Origin of the sequence: Kitasatospora sp. NPDC048715, from assembly GCF_043198905.1 — a bacterium.
Classification (GTDB): Bacteria; Actinomycetota; Actinomycetes; order Streptomycetales; family Streptomycetaceae; genus Kitasatospora; species Kitasatospora lactacystinica.
In genome coordinates this window covers 285,217-300,330 of record NZ_JBICVH010000003.1, presented here as the reverse complement: position 1 = coordinate 300,330, position 15,114 = coordinate 285,217, and the positions used below count along the sequence as shown (strand labels likewise).

Here is a 15,114-nt window from a genome sequence, read left to right as displayed (position 1 = left end):
CGCGGTCGGGCGGGGTGGGCGTCCGGCGGGACGGCGCGAGCGGCGGCGTGGGGCGAGCGGAGGGCGGGGCCGGTCAGTCGGTGGCGGGTGCCGGGTGCCAGGGGCGGTCGGGGTGGGTGCGGACCGGGGCGGAGGTGAGCCGCAGCGCGTACACCTCGCGGTCGGTGGCCTCGTACGGGACCTGGCCGAGGTAGGCGTGGCCGGTCAGATGGCACCAGGCGGGGAGGTCGAGCGGGGCGGCGGGGTCGGTGGTGTGGATGTGGACCACGGCGCCGGCCGGGAGGTGCGCGATCTGCGCGCGCAGCCGGAGCAGCAGCTGGACGCAGAGCAGGCCGGTGCCGTCGACGGTGAGGTCGGGGGCGGTGGTGCCGGGGGTGGCGACGTCGGGGGTGCCGGCCTTGGCGGCGTCGGGGGCGGCGGCGTCGGGTGCGGTCATCGCGGGGTCTCCTGGGTGATGCGCCAGAGGCGGCGGGGCAGTTCGCCCTCCTCGAAGGGATGGACGTCGGTCAGGCGCCAGCCTTCGGCGAGCGCGTCCACCAGCACGCGGGGGAAGAAGTGGACGGCGAAGCCGCCGTGCTCCCAGATGTCGTCCCCGTGGCCGGTGCCGGCGCCGTAGTGGGCGTCGCCGGTGTGGCGGACGGTGTAGACGAAGGTGCCGCCCGGTCGCAGGACCCGGCGGACCTCGGCGACGAGCGCCTCGATCTCCTCGGTGGAGAGCGCCATGCAGAGCAGCATGTGGGCGAAGACCGCGTCGACGGAGGCGTCGGGAAGGGGCAGCGGGTCGCGGACGTCATGGGTGAGGACCGAGAGCCGGTCGGCCAGTTCCTGGTCCGTGGCGGCGGTGCGCAGCTGGTGCAGGGCGGTCGGGCTGAAGTCGGCGGCCAGCACGCGGAAGCCCGCACGGGCGAGGTGCAGCGTGTCGCGCCCGTGGCCGGCGCCGAGTTCCAGTACGTCCCGGGCTCCGGCGGCGGCGAACACCTCGGCGGCGTACTCGGCGGGGGCCGAGGGCCGCTCGCCGTACATCCCCGGGTTGGCGGCGTAGGTCTGCTGCCAGTGCGCGCGTTGGGCGTCGGCGAGGGCGCTTTCCGGGCCGGGCCCGGTGCCGGGGGTGTCGGTCATGGTGCTGTCCTTCCCGGGGTGGTGCGGTGCGCGCGGTGCTGTCGGTGCTGTCGGTGCTGTCGGTTCGGGTGGTGCGGGCGGTACGGGTCGTGCGGGGCCAGCCTAGGAGGTGGGGTCCGACGGCGGGACTGGCGGGGGCGGTGGCGGTGTGTGCGGGCAGGGTGGGCGGGTGGTGGGTGCGCGGTGCGGGCGGATCAGGTGAGGCGCTGGCCGGGGGCGGTTCCGCCGAGGCGGGTGAGCAGGGTGGACAGCCGGCCGAGGTCCTCGGGGCTCCACTGCTCGGTCGCGAAGTGGTCGGCGGCGACCTGGCGGGCGGTGTGCAGCATCTCGGCGAGACGCTCACGGCCGGTCGGGGTGAGGGCGGCGTAGGCGACCCGGGCGTCGCGGGCGGCGGCCTCGCGGGCGACCAGGCCGATCCGCTCCAGCGGTGCGAGGCCGCGGGTCACACCGGAGGCGGTGAGCCCGAGGGCTTCGGCGAGGTCGACCCGGCGCATCCGGCCGCCGGGGGCCTGGGAGAGGTGGAGCAGCATCGTGAAGTCGGCCAGGCTGACGCCGTGCAGGCCGCTGAGGCTCGCGTCGAAGCGCTTGACCACGGCCGTCTGGGCGCGGACCAGCCGCAGGGCGGTGTCCAACGGGTCGGGGTTCGGGTCCGGCGTGGCCGGTGCGGTCGCGGTCTGCTGCACGGGTCCCACCTGCTTCGATCGGTCGGGCTGCTCGGGCTGCTCGGGCTGGACCGGCTGGTCTGTCATTGCCACCTCCTTGACTGCTCAAGTATATCCCGGGAGGAAGCCGTCAAGGAGGTGGCGGAGGGGGAGGGGTCGGCTCAGCGACCGGTGGCGGCGGCGCGGCGCTGACGCTTGCCGAGCGGCGCCTGGGAGAGGTCCTCGGCCTGGGAGCGGAGGTTCTTGCAGCCGTAGCCGCGTTCGGTCAGCCAGTCCCGCGCCGACTGCTCGGCCCGCTCGGTGGCCTCCAGGATGTCCTCCTCGGCCTCGCCCTCGTCGAGGAAGCGGAAGGTGAAGGCGGCCCGTGCGGAGAGGTCGTAGCTGAGGTGGCCCTCGCGGGTGAAGGCGGCGTGCAGCACGTCGTGCGCGGGTGCGGCGGCGAGCAGTTCGGCGCGCTGTTCGTCGGTGAGGCCGTCGAAGACGCCGCGCACCATGATGCGGAAGGTTCGAGTGGTCATCCCCCGACCATAGGCAGCACGGGCTGCCGGCCGCCAACACGATTTCGGCGGCGCGGTGGCGCGGCGGCCCGGTCCGGTGATGGATCCGGTGATCGAGCGGCGGCGCGGACCCGGCGGGTGCGCCGGGTGGAAGCGGTCGGGCGGGGGCGGTCGGGTGGATGCGGTCACACGGGGGTGAGTGCTTCGGCGAGGCCGTCCGCGTACCGGGTGAGCCGGGCGAGCTCAGGGCCTCCCCGGGCACGCCGGAACCCGTGCCGTCGGCCCCGGAAGGCGGCCTGGACGGCGTGGAGTTGGGCCCAGCGGCGGGTGCGTTCTCGGTCCAGCCCGGCGGCCTCGGAGAAGACGTCGAGCGCGTGGAGGACGGCGTGGCGCACGTCCGTCGCGTTGAGCAGGCTCGTCGCGTCGACCAGGGTCAGGGCGTGGACGGTGATCAGGGTGCCGGCGTCGTGGGCCCGGTCTCCCACGCAGCCCTTGGGGTCCACGGCCAGCCAGGGTTCGCGCTCGGCCCGCAGGATGTTGCGGGGGTGGAGGTCGCCGTGGACGAGCACCTCCGGCTGGACGCGGGCGAGGTCGCGGACGGTCGCGAGGGCGGCGTCCACCGCGCGGGCCGACAGGTCGTGGGGCAGGGAGGCCGCGTCGGTGCGCAGCCGGGCCTCCCATTCCTTGGCCCGCTCGCTCAACCGGGGCAGGCCCGGTGGTGCCGGGACGGCGAGCCGGCGGCTGAGCCGCCCGGCGGCCGTCAGCACCTCGTCGCCGTCCCGGACCTCCGCGAGCGTCGTCGGGCCCGCCCGTTCGAGCAGCATGGCGAAGCGCTCGTCGTCCCGTTCGTACAGCCGGACGGCTCCCCGGCCCGCCCACACCGCGAAGGCGTCCGGCTCGTGCACGTTGCCCGGGTGGGGGAACGACACCTTCAGCACGGCCGCGCGCCCGGCTGCCCGGCGGACCGGGAGGATCAGGCCGACGCCGCCGTGGGTGGCGGCGCCGTCCGGCACGCAGTTCCAGCGATCCAGCAGTTCGGCGGCGAGGCCGGGGAGTTCGGCGATCCAGGCCGCGCCGGGGGCTCCCTCGCGGTCGACGGTGGTCCGGTGGAGCCCGGCGGGGACGGTGATCATGCGGGTTCCTTCCAGTGGTGGGCGCGCGGGCGGTCGGTCGGCGGCGGGGAGGACCGGCGGCGGCTGCGCCGAACCGGTCGGGCTCAGGGCGCGAAGGGGCCGAAGGTCGTGGCGGCGAGGCGGAGCGCCGGTGCCGGGGTGCCGTTCCCGGTGCCGACGGAGTAGACCAGCCTCCTGCGCAGGTCCGGGGTGGTGAAGAAGCCGTCGGAGTACCCGAGGTCGTGCCCGGTCTTGCCCCAGAGCACCGTGCCGTCCTGCAGGGGGATGGCCATCAGCCCGGCGCTGTAGCAGGCCCGTCCCTTGTCCGGACCGAACCGGCACTCGCCGGCTCCGCGTACGGGCAGCAGCCGGCCGGAGGCGTCCCGCGGCAGGGTGAGCAGGTCGTTCAGCTGCTGGGGCGGCAGGAGTTCGCCGTCCAGCAGGGCGCGCAGGAAGACGTCCAGGTCGGCCGGGGTGGACACCATCGACTCCGAGTTGCCGCCCTGCTCGGAGACGTCGATCGGGGTGCCGGCCCTGTCGGCGAAGTAGCCGGTCAGATGAGGCTCGGGCATCGTGGGCCTGCCCTCCGGCACCTCGGTGTGCCGCAGGCCGAGCGGCTTCAGGATGCGGGCCGTCACCTCCTCCCTGATCGTGTGCCCGGTCGCCTGCTCGATGATCCGGCCCGCCAGCCGGTAGTTGAAGTTGTTGTACTCCTGGGCGGCGCCCGGGGTGAAGGACGGAGTGACCACGTGCCCGTCCTCGGGGCGGAGCGTCCTCTGGACGACCTGGTCGAGCGTCTCCAGCCCGAAGCGGCGCGCTATCAGTTCGTCGGGATCCTGGGTGTTCGGACCCTCGACGGCCTGTGGCAGTCCGCTGGTGTGGTCGAGGAGTTGACGGACGGTGATCGGCAGGGTGAAGTCGGCGGGCAGCGTGCCGGGCAGGTACTGCTGGACGGTTCCGTCCAGGGAGATCCGCTGTTCGGCGGCGAGCTGGAGCACCACCGCGGCGACGAAGGTCTTGTTGATGCTGCCGATCCGGAACGAGGCGTTCGACGCCACCGGCCGCCCGCTCACCGGATCGCCGGCACTGCCGCGCCAGGCCCGGCCGTCGACCGTCACCCGGGCGATCACGCCCGCCGCAGGGTCTCCCGGCCGGGCGGCGATCGCGGCGTCGAGGACGACCGGATCGGGACCGCCGGGCGGCGCCTGGCCGAGGGCGGGTGCGGCAGGCACGGCCGTGAGGAGCAGGGCGGCGAGGCCGAGCGCGAGGGCGGCGGGCTTGGTGGCGGGCATGAGTTCTCCGGTGCCGTGAGGACGGGTGAGGGGCGGAGTGATCCGCCCCGGAGAACACGGAGCTGACTGCCGTTCAGTTGCATCCGGTGGGTGCGGAGGTGGAGATCGTGGTCGTGGAACACGGTGGAGGCTCCCTTCCGCGGCGGCCCGGGCGGCCGCCGTCGCGGTGACTCCAAGACTGATCGCCGGAACCCCGTTCGCGCATGTGCCGATCGGCAGGAATCCCGCCGGAAAGCGACCGGGCCTCCCCTGTCGATCGGCAGGGGAGGCCCGGGGCGCGGGACGGCGCGGGGTGCGGCGGGGCCGGGGCCTGGGGCCGGGGCCGGGCCTAGACCCGGGCCGGGAGCCGGGTGCAGACCGCTCCCGTCATCAGCGGGGCGGGCTCGGCGCCCAGGGCGGCGAGGGTGAACGCGGTGGTCAGCGCGCTGATGTCGCGGGACTCGCGGATAAGCAGGTGGTTGGCGCCCGGGGCCTCGTACCGCGCGAGGTCCGGGACGACCCGGCGGGCGCGCAGCGCGTACTCCAGGGACTGGGTGGCACTGGCCGAGCTGTGGTCCCCGGTGCCGTGGACGATCAGCACCCGCCGCCCGGCCAGCTGGTCGACCGGGTCGCCGCTGGGCAGCCACGGCGCGATCCCGGCAACGCCGACCACGGACGGGTGCCCGGCGCACCAGAAGGCGGCGCGCCCGCCCAGCGAGTTGCCGATCAGGACGACGGGTGCGCCCGGGTACAGCCGGGCCAGCTCGTCGAGCGCCCACAGGGTGTCGACGGCGGTGTCGGCGTCCGCGCCGTTCCAGCCGCCGTGGCGGTAGCGCAGCAGGTGCACCGCGAGGCCGTGCGGCCGGCCGCGGTCGGTGAGCTCGGCGGCCAGGTCCCGCAGGCCCAGCTCGGCGACCTTCAGCGGTGCTCGCCGACTGCGGAGGAATCCGCCCGGCAGCAGCAGGGCGACGCCGTCGACCGGCCCCTCTCCCTGTCGTGCGGTCAGCTCTGCGGTGCGCGGACGCTGCGCTCGGAACACGCGAAATCCCTCCTGATGTGTACAGGCGGATTCTACGGTTCCGAGGACGGGTCCCGGTGCGCGAGGAGGGACCACAGGACCCAGCCGGAGACCCGGGTGCGCACCACCATGACCTTCGCCCAGCGGGCGCCGAGCGGTGAGGTCCAGGTGTCCACGACCTCGACCCGGTCACCCGAACGGGCTAACCCGACGACGGTCTCCTCGCCGAAGTGGTCGACCCGGACGTTGGCGGCGTTGGCCGACACCTCCCACCAGCCCGCGCCGAGCTCGGGCGGCAGGTCGGTGCCCGCCGTGACGGCCGCCGGGATGAGCAGGATGCCCAGTGCGACCACGGTGGCCGCCGCACGGCCGATCACGGCCACGGGAACCTCCGAGCGGCGTTCCGTGCGGTGCTGTGTGCGGGCAGCGGCGGTGGCGTCGGGATCGGGGGAGGCATGTACAGCAGAACGAGCCGACCGGGCGTCCGCGTACAGTCCGGTGCCGAGGTTGACCCGGTCGGCGCAGCACGGCGCGCGGACCCGGTGCCGCCGGTGCTGCGACGGATGCCCGGCGCATGTCAACGGTCGCACCGTGGCGCGGGGTTGGCGCGCCCTGGCGGACGGCCGTCGAGTCGACCGGTGCGCTCGGGGCGGGGCCGCGGCCCCGGTCACGCGGCCCCGGTCGGGTGGCCCGGTCACTCGGCGTGCTGCTCCGGCAGGAGTTTCTCCCGGGTCTCCCGGAGGAACGCCGCGACGACGTCCGCATCGGCGAGGACCCGGGTGACGACCCGTCCGCCCGGGCTCGGTTCGGTGCGCGCCGTGATCCGGAGCTCGCGCGTGTTCTCGGCGGTGACGTCCTGGAGGTCGCTCCACGGCAGCGGGGCCGTGCCGTGGTCGCTGCCGGGGTCGACGAGGAGTCCCGCGGGCAGCACGGCGAGCACCGTCCCGAATACGACGTGCCCCTCTTCCTCGAACCGCTCGTGCAGCGGCGCGGTGTAGCGCGGCATCAGGCCCGCGCGGATGGCCTCGGCCAGCCCCGGTTCGTAACGGCCCGCCAGTTTCGAGACCACGAAGGGGGTTTCGCGGCCGCGCGCCAGGATGACGACGCGGCCGAAGTGCTCGATGCTCAGGTTGCCGCGGAATTCCATCCGGGAGGGTATGTACTCGTGGCTCTCGATGGCGTCCCAGGGCAGGGCGCGGAAGTCGCCGCCGGCGTGGTGGAGGACGAGGCCGCCTTCGTAGCGCGCCACGGCGATCAGCCCGGAGCGCGGCGGCACGTTCTTGTAGGCCCAGGCGGCCGCCGTCACGGCGGCGACCGCGAGGACGGCGCCCCACCAGGTCCAGCCGGAGGCGGCGATGACGAGGATGCCGGGCAGTCCCAGGCCCCACTTGCCCACTCCGTCGCCGATCCGGCGGCTGGTCCGGTACAGCCGCCGCCGTTCACCCAGGCCCGCCTCGGCCGCGACCTGGTCGCAGCGGGTGGCACCGCTCATCGCTGACTCCCCTCGGTTTTCGAGCGCGCCAGTCTAGTCGGGGCGGCTGGACGGTCGGGCCGGGTGGGTGTCGAAAACCGTTGCGCGCAAAGGGTGGTAACACTGTTTCCCGTCGGTTACGTTGTTGCCCATGAGCACGCCCTACCAGGACGCGCAGCGGGTCGGCCAGGGTGCCGTGCGCGCCGTGATCCTCGACCGCGCCATCGCCCTCCTCGTCGCCGAAGGCCCCGCCGCACTGACCGTGCGCCGGATCGCCGCCGAGATCGGCTCCTCGACCAAGGTGCTGTACACGATGTTCGGCGGGAAGGAGGGGCTGCTGGACGCGCTGTACCGGGAGGGCTTCGGGCGGCTGCGCCGGGCGCAGGAGCAAGTCCCGCGCGGGGACGACCCATTGGCCCATCTGACCGAGCTCGGCCGGGCCTACCGGGAGCGGGCGATCGCCGAACCCGCCTACTACCGGGTGATGTTCGAGCAGCCGGTCCCCGGATTCCGGCCGGGCGCCGAGGCGTTGGCCGTCGCGGACGGCGCGTTCGGTGCCTCGGTGGCCGCGGTGGAGGCCTGCATCGCGGCCGGGGTCTTCCGGCCCGCCGACGCCCACGAGGTGTCCAAGCTCTTCTGGGCGGCCACCCACGGCGCGGTGAGCCTGGAACTCGCCGGCCACTTCGCGCCGGCCGAGGCCGGGGCGCGCTACGAGGCGCTGATGGCCGCGCTGGGACGGGCCTTCGCTGCCGCCACCCCATCACCTGACGAGAGGTCGACACCATGAGCACCGACGGTCCGGACCGTGACGGCACGAGCCGCAACCGCTTCCTGCGCGGGAACTTCGCCCCGGTGACCGAGGAGACCACCGCCCACGACCTGCCCGTCACCGGCCGCATACCGGCCCACCTCGACGGGCGCTACCTGCGCAACGGCCCCAATCCGCTGGGCATCGAGGATCCGGCCGCGCACCTGTGGACCCTCGGCGCGGGCATGGTGCACGGTGTCCGGATCCGGGACGGGCGCGCCGAGTGGTACCGCAACCGCTGGGTCCGCTCCGGTGCGGTCGCCGACCGGCTCGGCGAGCCCCGGCGCGGCACGCCCGTCGACGAGCGGCTGGACATCTCCCCCAACGTGCAGGTCGCGGGCCTCGCCGGGCGCACCTACGCGCTGATCGAGGGCGGCATCCGCCCGTACGAACTCACCTACGAGCTGGACACGGTGGGGCCGTGCGAACTGGGCGCCACGCCGGAGGGGTTCAGCGCCAACGCCCACTCGATCCTCGACCCGCACAGCGGGGAACTGCACTCGCTGGCCTTCCGGTACGGCTCCGACCAGGTGCAGCACATCGTGATGGACGCCGCCGGCGCCGTCCGGCGCAGCACGTTGATCGAGGTGCCCGGGAACCCGTACATGCACGACTTCGCGCTCACCGAGCGGTTCGTGCTGCTGTACGACACGCCGGTGGTGTTCAGCGCGGCGCACCTGGCCACCGGGGTGCCCTTCACCTGGGACGGGCGGCGCGCCGCGCGGATCGGGGTGATGCCGCGCGAGGGCGGCGCGGTGCGGTGGTTCGAGCTCGCGCCGCACCTGGTCGGCCACACCCTCAACGCGTACGAGCGGACGGCGGATTCACTGGTGGTCGACGTCGTGCGGCACCCGCCGGGCATCGACCTGCGCGACATCGGCGCGAGCCGGCCCACGCTCGACCGCTGGACGATCGACCTGGCGGCGGGGACGGTGCGGGAGGAGCGGCTGGACGACCGGGTCCAGGAATTCCCGCGCGTCAACTCCCGTCACACCGGGCGCCCTTACCGCTACGGCTACGCGGCCGCCGTCGAGCTCTACGCGCCCGCGGCCGGCCCCGGGGGCGACCGCCCGGACGAGGGTTTCCGCAACGCCCTGCTCAAGCACGACCTGAGCCGGGGGACCGTCGAGGTCCACGACTTCGGGCGTGACGGGGCGGTGGGCGAGGCGGTGTTCGTGCCCGCGGAGTCGCCGACGGCGGAGGACGACGGCTGTCTGATGGCCTACGTCCACGACCCGGACCGGGGCGCGGCGGACCTGGTGATCCTCGCCGCCCAGGACTTCACCGGCGAGCCCCTCGCCCGTGTCCACCTGCCGGTGCGGGTACCGCTGGGCCTGCACGGCAACTGGGTGCCGGGCGGGGAACCGGGCCGAGGCTGAGGGGCCAATATGTGCCCGCCAGGGAGGCCGTTCCGGGAGGCCGTTCAGGGCGCGCCCGTGGGCAGGCCGCCGGGCCGGGCGGAGAGCCGGTGAAGAACCGGGCGAAGAACCGGTGAGGAACCGGCCGGAGAGCCGGGCGCGGCCCGGGAGGGGTCAGCGGGGCCGGGTGGCACGCAGGGAGTAGGACTGCGGCGCGGGGGAGCCGGCGGGGACGCGGAAGTGGGCGTGGGCGTGCTCGTGGAGGAAGTCCAGACGGAGGCCGGCCTCGGCCAGCGCGGTGACGACCTCGCCGAGGCCGTGCTGCCACTGGACGGTGACGGTGGCGTCGAGCCGGGCGTCCGGGTCGGCGTAGGTGCCGGGGTGGTCGACGAGGATCGGGGTGCGCTCGAAGTAGTCCTCCTCGAAGCTGCGCCCGTCGTGGGAGAGGACGTCGGCCACCGGGTGGTGCTCGGCGAGGTAGAGGAAGCCGCCGGGGGCGAGGAGCGCGGCGACCGTCCGGGCCCAGCGGGCGAGGTCGGGGAGCCAGCAGAGCGCGCCGAAGCCGGTGTAGACGATGTCGTACGTCCGTCCGTCGAGCGCCTCGGCGGCGTCGTAGACGTCGGAGGTGACGAACCGGGCGTCGTCGGCGCCGATCCGGGCGGCGAGGTCGGCGGCGGCCGCGACGGCCGGGGCGGAGAAGTCCAGTCCGGTGACGACGGCGCCGCGGCGGGCCCAGGAGAGGGTGTCGAGCCCGAGGTGGCACTGGAGGTGGAGCAGCGTGCGACCGGTGACGTCGCCGACCTCGGCGGGCTCGTAGTCCTGGAGGGTGTCACGGCCCGCGACGAAGCCGGGAAGGTCGTAGAACGGGCCGGTGGCGTGGACGGGCACGCGCTCGTCCCAGTTCGCACGGTTGGCGGTGCGCCAGTCGGGGATGGCGGGTGTCGCGGTCATGTCGGGCAACGCTAGCCAGCGCCCCAGCGGCGGGCAATCGATTTCCGGCGGTCGGACGGCGGTCGGACGGCGGTCGGACAGGGGCCGGACGGGGGGCGGACGGCGATCCGACGGCGGCCGGACAGGGGCGGACGGGGCCGCCGGTGGACGGGGCGCGGACGGGCGGCAGCCGGCGCGCGGGGGGAGGATTCGTCACGGTCCCGGCGCTCGGGGCCTGGTATGTGCGGGTCATGGCCGGGGTTTTCCCTGCTCTTTGTTCCGGATCATGGCGCGCTCTGCGACGATCCGATGATCGTCGCCCCGACGCGGTGGGCGGCGCGTCGCAGGGGAGAGACCGGCATGGCCGTTCGGCCCGAGGACACTGTCGTCCGGGCGAGGTGGGGAGCCAGGTTCGCCTGGGACAAGGAGACCTGGATGGTGGTCTCCGGCGGGGTGCTGGGGGCGATGTTCGCGAGCATGGGGCTCGCCGTGCTGTTCGGCCCGGCGAACGGGTTCGGCGGCGAGAGCCTCGCGTACATGGGGATCATCAGCATCCTCGGGCTGATGCCCTGCGGTGCGGGCTTCGTCTGGGCGCTGATCCACCCGAGGGCCGGCTTCCCCTCGGCCGCGGTCGGGGCACTGCTGGGGCTCGCGATCTTCGTCGGCTTCGCCGGGGACGGGCTCAACGACTCCTGGAAGGCGCCGCTGGACCGGCCCTCCACGGTCCGTGCGGTGGGCAGCTGGACCAGCGGGGACCTCGTGGTGCGGGTCCGCCCGGACCTGGTGGTGGCCTACCGCAGCGCCACCGGGGCCGTCGCCTGGAGCTGGTCCCCGCCCGGGCAGGACACGGTGTGCGCGATGAGCCGCGGCACCGGGCCCGACGGGACGGCCCGCGGCGACGCCCTCGGCCTGATCGGCCACTCGCCGCACGACGGGCCCTGCTCCGCCGTCACCGCGCTCGACCTCGCCGACGGCCGGGAGGGCTGGACCGCCACCGTGGACGCGCCCGCCCGGGACGGGGACGACGCGACGCCGGACGTGGTCGCGGTGGCCGGGCAGCAGGCCCTGCTCCAGGAGAAGGCCGGCTGGCGCGCCGTTCGGCTGGCGGACGGCCGGGACGTCTGGCACAGCGCGGCCGATCCCGGCTGCACCCCGCTGCAGGTCGCGGGCGGCCCCGGGGACGCCGTCACGGTCGCGCAGTGCGGCGACACCGCTCCTGTGCTGCGCTCGCTCGCCCCGGCGGACGGCCGGGAGCAGCAGCGGATCGCGCTGCCCGCGACGGGCGGGCTGAAGAACCTCGCGGTGGTGTCGGTCGACCCGCTCGCGGTGTGGGTGGACGCCCAGGCCGAGCGCGGCACCCACGCGGTGCTCAGCTACGACCGGACCGGCCGGCAGCGGGCGGCGATACCGGTCGCCGGGGACGAGTACGACCTGGACGTGATGCTGGGCGGGCTGCACGCCTTCGACGAGTTCACCGCCCGGCCGCTGTTCGGCGGGGTGGTGGTGGGGGACCTGTTCGTCGTGCCGGGGGAGAAGCCCGGCGACATCGGCATCAGCGGCGGCAAGCACCCGAGCCGGACCGCCACCGGCCGGCTGCTGGCGTACTCGCTCGCGGACGGCGGCAGGCGCTGGACGGCGGGGCTGGACGACCAGGTGACCGGCCTGGTGGTGGACGGCGGCTCGGTGTGGGCGATGACCCGGGGCCGGGTGACCAGGGTGGAGGTGGCGACCGGGCGGCAGAGCGCCGTGCTGGACGTCAACGACACCGCGTCGCTCTACCCGGTGGACCTGTCGGTGTCGGGCCCGGAGCGGTTCACGGTGGTCGCGGAGGACGGGACCCGGGACGAGCCGCCGGTGCGGGTGCTGAGCTGAGGACCGCGCCCGGGACACCGGTAACGGACCGTCATCGCAACGGGCGGTGGCGGGGCGGCCGGTGACGCCGGGTGACCGCCTTGGGCGGGGCGGGGCGGGGCGGGGCTGGGCGCCGGGCGACCGCGGTGACCGCGGTGACCGGGGGACCGGCGGTCCGGCACGGCCCCGCGGCGCCCGATCACCAGGGGAGGCGGCCCTCGCGATCCGCCCGACCACCCGCGGAGAGGGCCGGCGCGATCCGCCCGGCCGCCCTCGACGGGCCCGCCACCGGAGGACCTGAGCCTTCCGGGCGGTTGTGTCACGCTGGTGGGGGAGCACCGCCGAGATCGGGAGACTCGTGATGGCCGAGATCAGGGTGAACGGGGTGGCGCTGCACTACGAGGCCCGTGGTGAGGGCCCCGGCGTCGTCCTGGTGCACGGTTCCTGGAGCGATGCGGACTCCTGGGCGCGGGTGCTGCCGGGCCTGGCCGAGTCCACCACCGCGGTCGCCTACGACCGCCGGGGGCACAGTCGCAGCGAGGACCCGCTCACCCAGGGTTCGGTGCACGAGGACGCGGCCGACCTGGCCGGGCTGATCCAGGGGCTGGGCCTGGCGCCCGCCTTCGCCTACGGCGACTCCTACGGGGCACTGGTCACCCTCCGGCTCGCCGCCGCCCGGCCCGACCTGCTGCGCGGGATCGCCGTGCACGAGCCGCCGGGGACCGGAATCCTGCTCGCCGACCCGGACCTGCGCCCGATCGGCACCGCCTTCGCCGACCGGATCGCCGCCGTCCGGGAGCTGCTGGAGCAGGCGGAGTCGGCCGCCGCCGCCGAACTGTACGTGGACAGCCTCGCCCTCGGCCCCGGCGCCTGGGAGCAACTGCCCGCGCCGGTCCGGCACACCTACATCCGCAACGCGCCCACCTACCTCGACGAGCTGCGCGACCCGGACGCGCTCGACCTCGACCTCACCGGGCTGTCCCGGTTCGGCGAGCCCGCGCTGCTCACCCAGAGCGACGACAGCGCCCCGATGTTCGGCGAGGTGCTGGACCTGATCGACCTCGCCCTGCCCAAGCCGGAACGCCATCTGTACGCGGGCGCCGGGCACGCGCCGCACCTCTCGCAGCCGGAGGAGTGGGTGCGCGTGGTGCTGCCGAGGGCGCTGGGCTGAGGCGCGCCGCCGCGGTTGCGGCGGGCCGACCCTCCACCGGGGACGGGGCGGCCCGGGCGGGCGTCCGCCCCACCGGTCGGCAGCGGCCCTACCGGTCGCCGGCGCCCCAGCCGTCGTCCGGCAGGTCGCCGTCCGGCGCGGGGCACTCGACGTGCTCGAAGCCCCACAGCACCGCCTTGTGCAGCACCCACTCCGGAAGCGGCGGCTGGTCGTAGCCGTCGCGGTCGGTGAGCACCAGCTCGACCCGGACCTCCTCGGCCGGCGAGAACTCCAGGTTCCGCTGGCCCGGGAGGTTCTCGTACGTCACCGTCCGCCAGCTGTGGCCGGTGGCGGTCAGCGCCGCCATCAGGTCCCGCTCGGAGACGTGGGTGTCGAGCGTCACCGAGCCGCCGCCGGGCCGGGGGAGGTCGAGCTCGCCGTGCCAGACCGGCAGCGACAGCGCGTGGAGCCGGCGGCAGCGGCAGAACACCGTCTGCACGTCGCCCCAGCCGAAGGCGTGCGGCCACCGGTGGCCGCGGTGGACGCGGCCGCCGTCCCACGGATCGCCGTAGTGGGCGGCGAGTTCGGGCAGTGAGGCACCGTAGCGCAGCTCGCCGAGGCCGCCGGTGGTGGCCAGCCCGGTGACGAGCGGGAGGAAGCCCGTCAGCCCAGGCACCCGCGCACCGCCTCGATCAGGCGGTTCGCCCGGGCGTCGCCGTGGCCGATCATCCGGTTGGCGACGTAGCCGAAGCCGACGCCGAACTCGTCGTCCCCGAAGGCGAACTGGCCGCCGGCGCCGTCGTTGCCGAAGCTGCGCGCGCCGAGCAGGGGGCGGAAGGCGGGGGAGTCCAGCAGCAGGCCGGAGCCCCAGCGGGCGCCCAGGTCGAAGCCCAGGAAGCCCGCGCCGGAGGAGACTTCGCGCACCGCGTCGGTCACGGTGTCGGCGGAGAGCAGCCGCTCGCCGCCGTCCAGGCCGGTGGCCGCCGCCGCGTAGAGGCCCGCCAGGCCGGTGGCCGAGGCGACGGCGCCCGCGCCGGGCAGCTCGATCGCGTGCAGGTCCGGGTCGTTCCAGCCGTGCGGCACGTCCAGGCCGGGGAAGACCAGGGCGCCGTTCATGGTGACGATCCGGGTGAGCAGGTGCTCCGGGCCAGGCATCGGACGGCGGCCCTCGGCCTCCACCAGCCGTGCCAGGCGCGGCAGTTCGCTCTCCGGCAGGCCGATCCGGACCGGCAGCCCGAGCGGCTCGGCGATTTCCTCGCGCAGGAACACGCCCGGGGTCAGCCCGGTGATCCGGCGGATCACCTCGCCGACCGCGAAGCCGAACACATGGCCGTGGTACTCGTGGGTGGAGCCCGGCTCCCAGAGCGGCCGCTGCGCCTCGATCGCCCGGATCACCGGATCCCAGGCGGCGACCTCCTCGAAGGAGAGCGCCGCGTCCAGGGCCGGGAGGCCGGCGCGGTGGCCGAGGATCATCCGGGTGGTGACGGCCTGCTTGCCGTTCCGGGCGAACTCCGGCCAGTAGCGGGCGACCGGTGCGTCCAGGTCGAGCCGGCCCTGCTGGGCGAGCAGGTGCGCGGAGATGCTCACCGGGCCCTTGGCGCAGGAGAACACCGGTACGACGGTGTCCTGCGTCCAGGCCCGGCCGGTGCGGTCGTCGGCCGTGCCGCCCCACAGCTCGACCACCTTCCGGCCGCCGGAGAACACCGTGACGGCGGCGCCCAGTTCGGGGAACTCGGTGAAGTTGGCGGCGAAGGCGTCCGCGACGGCGCCGAAGCGCTCGTCGGCCCAGCCGTGGTGCTGCTGCATGATGTGGTGCCCCGTTCTGCCCTCAAGATCGACCGAACCACGCTACGGGAGCCGGGCGGCC

16 protein-coding genes are annotated in these 15,114 nt (G+C 75.0%); 4 read left to right on the top strand and 12 right to left on the bottom strand.

Going from position 1 to position 15,114, the window contains the following annotated elements; all coding sequences use genetic code 11:
* Positions 1-73: 73 nt before the first annotated feature.
* The 9 genes from ACGFSC_RS08010 to ACGFSC_RS07970 all read right to left on the bottom strand — a co-directional run bounded on the left by ACGFSC_RS08010 (position 74) and on the right by ACGFSC_RS07970 (position 7,171).
* Positions 74-436: a sulfurtransferase TusA family protein gene (locus tag ACGFSC_RS08010; protein WP_359897404.1), complete on the bottom strand. Its 363-nt coding sequence runs from the start codon at positions 434-436 to the stop codon at positions 74-76.
* Positions 433-1,119 (bottom strand): class I SAM-dependent methyltransferase, encoded by a 687-nt coding sequence (locus tag ACGFSC_RS08005; protein ID WP_359897402.1) that lies wholly within the window; start codon positions 1,117-1,119, stop codon positions 433-435. The genes ACGFSC_RS08010 and ACGFSC_RS08005 overlap by 4 nt, the downstream gene beginning before the upstream one ends.
* 194 nt (positions 1,120-1,313) lie before the next feature.
* On the bottom strand, positions 1,314-1,868 hold the full coding sequence (locus ACGFSC_RS08000) for a MarR family winged helix-turn-helix transcriptional regulator (RefSeq protein WP_359897400.1): 555 nt from the start codon (positions 1,866-1,868) through the stop codon (positions 1,314-1,316).
* Between the two features lie 74 nt (positions 1,869-1,942).
* Positions 1,943-2,299 (bottom strand): DUF6204 family protein, encoded by a 357-nt coding sequence (locus ACGFSC_RS07995; protein WP_359897398.1) that lies wholly within the window; start codon positions 2,297-2,299, stop codon positions 1,943-1,945.
* A gap of 164 nt (positions 2,300-2,463) precedes the next feature.
* Positions 2,464-3,411 (bottom strand): aminoglycoside phosphotransferase family protein, encoded by a 948-nt coding sequence (locus ACGFSC_RS07990; protein ID WP_359897397.1) that lies wholly within the window; start codon positions 3,409-3,411, stop codon positions 2,464-2,466.
* Positions 3,412-3,494: 83 nt separating this feature from the next.
* Complete coding sequence (locus ACGFSC_RS07985) at positions 3,495-4,682, bottom strand: serine hydrolase domain-containing protein (RefSeq protein ID WP_359897395.1); 1,188 nt, start codon at positions 4,680-4,682, stop codon at positions 3,495-3,497.
* A 328-nt stretch (positions 4,683-5,010) separates the two neighbouring features.
* A complete protein-coding gene (locus tag ACGFSC_RS07980) occupies positions 5,011-5,700 on the bottom strand; it encodes an alpha/beta hydrolase (RefSeq protein ID WP_359897393.1) in 690 nt (229 codons plus the stop codon).
* Positions 5,701-5,732: 32 nt separating this feature from the next.
* A complete protein-coding gene (locus tag ACGFSC_RS07975) occupies positions 5,733-6,062 on the bottom strand; it encodes a hypothetical protein (RefSeq protein WP_359897392.1) in 330 nt (109 codons plus the stop codon).
* A 311-nt stretch (positions 6,063-6,373) separates the two neighbouring features.
* On the bottom strand, positions 6,374-7,171 hold the full coding sequence (locus ACGFSC_RS07970) for a hypothetical protein (RefSeq protein WP_359897390.1): 798 nt from the start codon (positions 7,169-7,171) through the stop codon (positions 6,374-6,376).
* Between the two features lie 130 nt (positions 7,172-7,301).
* Between ACGFSC_RS07970 and ACGFSC_RS07965 the strand changes: the two genes are divergently transcribed.
* The gene (locus tag ACGFSC_RS07965) at positions 7,302-7,937 is read left to right on the top strand and encodes a TetR/AcrR family transcriptional regulator (protein WP_359897388.1); all 636 of its coding nucleotides are present in this window, start codon (positions 7,302-7,304) and stop codon (positions 7,935-7,937) included.
* Entirely contained in the window at positions 7,934-9,337 is a 1,404-nt protein-coding gene (locus tag ACGFSC_RS07960) for a carotenoid oxygenase family protein (protein ID WP_359897387.1), read from the top strand. The genes ACGFSC_RS07965 and ACGFSC_RS07960 overlap by 4 nt, the downstream gene beginning before the upstream one ends.
* 153 nt (positions 9,338-9,490) lie before the next feature.
* On the opposite strand, the gene ACGFSC_RS07955 is transcribed toward ACGFSC_RS07960, so the two are convergent.
* Positions 9,491-10,267, bottom strand: a complete 777-nt coding sequence (locus ACGFSC_RS07955) for a class I SAM-dependent methyltransferase (RefSeq protein WP_359897385.1) — start codon at positions 10,265-10,267, stop codon at positions 9,491-9,493.
* 339 nt (positions 10,268-10,606) lie between these two features.
* Here ACGFSC_RS07955 and ACGFSC_RS07950 point away from each other — a divergent pair, with 339 nt between their 5' ends.
* Positions 10,607-12,118 carry a PQQ-binding-like beta-propeller repeat protein gene (locus tag ACGFSC_RS07950; protein WP_359897384.1) on the top strand — a complete coding sequence of 504 codons (1,512 nt, stop codon included), beginning with the start codon at positions 10,607-10,609 and terminating at the stop codon, positions 12,116-12,118.
* 340 nt (positions 12,119-12,458) lie between these two features.
* Entirely contained in the window at positions 12,459-13,268 is an 810-nt protein-coding gene (locus ACGFSC_RS07945; RefSeq protein ID WP_359897382.1) for an alpha/beta hydrolase, read from the top strand.
* Positions 13,269-13,356: 88 nt separating this feature from the next.
* Here ACGFSC_RS07945 and ACGFSC_RS07940 read toward each other — a convergent pair whose 3' ends face one another.
* Together ACGFSC_RS07940 and ACGFSC_RS07935 are read right to left on the bottom strand one after the other, a co-directional pair.
* Complete coding sequence (locus ACGFSC_RS07940) at positions 13,357-13,923, bottom strand: hypothetical protein (RefSeq protein WP_359897380.1); 567 nt, start codon at positions 13,921-13,923, stop codon at positions 13,357-13,359.
* Positions 13,911-15,053, bottom strand: coding sequence for a serine hydrolase domain-containing protein (locus ACGFSC_RS07935; protein WP_359897379.1), 1,143 nt, complete (start codon positions 15,051-15,053; stop codon positions 13,911-13,913). Before ACGFSC_RS07935 ends, ACGFSC_RS07940 begins: the two co-directional genes overlap by 13 nt.
* Positions 15,054-15,114 lie beyond the last annotated feature (61 nt).

Bases quoted from the DNA above. Each gene is read 5' to 3' on its own strand.
- ACGFSC_RS07935 (WP_359897379.1), bottom strand. From the start codon at position 15,053: ATGCAGCAGCACCACGGCTGGGCCGACGAGCGCTTCGGCGCCGTCGCG.
- ACGFSC_RS07960 (WP_359897387.1), top strand. From the start codon at position 7,934: ATGAGCACCGACGGTCCGGACCGTGACGGCACGAGCCGCAACCGCTTC.
- ACGFSC_RS07995 (WP_359897398.1), bottom strand. From the start codon at position 2,299: ATGACCACTCGAACCTTCCGCATCATGGTGCGCGGCGTCTTCGACGGC.
- ACGFSC_RS08010 (WP_359897404.1), bottom strand. From the start codon at position 436: ATGACCGCACCCGACGCCGCCGCCCCCGACGCCGCCAAGGCCGGCACC.
- ACGFSC_RS07950 (WP_359897384.1), top strand. From the start codon at position 10,607: ATGGCCGTTCGGCCCGAGGACACTGTCGTCCGGGCGAGGTGGGGAGCC.
- ACGFSC_RS07970 (WP_359897390.1), bottom strand. From the start codon at position 7,171: ATGAGCGGTGCCACCCGCTGCGACCAGGTCGCGGCCGAGGCGGGCCTG.
- ACGFSC_RS07990 (WP_359897397.1), bottom strand. From the start codon at position 3,411: ATGATCACCGTCCCCGCCGGGCTCCACCGGACCACCGTCGACCGCGAG.
- ACGFSC_RS07945 (WP_359897382.1), top strand. From the start codon at position 12,459: ATGGCCGAGATCAGGGTGAACGGGGTGGCGCTGCACTACGAGGCCCGT.
- ACGFSC_RS07955 (WP_359897385.1), bottom strand. From the start codon at position 10,267: ATGACCGCGACACCCGCCATCCCCGACTGGCGCACCGCCAACCGTGCG.
- ACGFSC_RS08005 (WP_359897402.1), bottom strand. From the start codon at position 1,119: ATGACCGACACCCCCGGCACCGGGCCCGGCCCGGAAAGCGCCCTCGCC.
- ACGFSC_RS07965 (WP_359897388.1), top strand. From the start codon at position 7,302: ATGAGCACGCCCTACCAGGACGCGCAGCGGGTCGGCCAGGGTGCCGTG.
- ACGFSC_RS08000 (WP_359897400.1), bottom strand. From the start codon at position 1,868: ATGACAGACCAGCCGGTCCAGCCCGAGCAGCCCGAGCAGCCCGACCGA.
- ACGFSC_RS07985 (WP_359897395.1), bottom strand. From the start codon at position 4,682: ATGCCCGCCACCAAGCCCGCCGCCCTCGCGCTCGGCCTCGCCGCCCTG.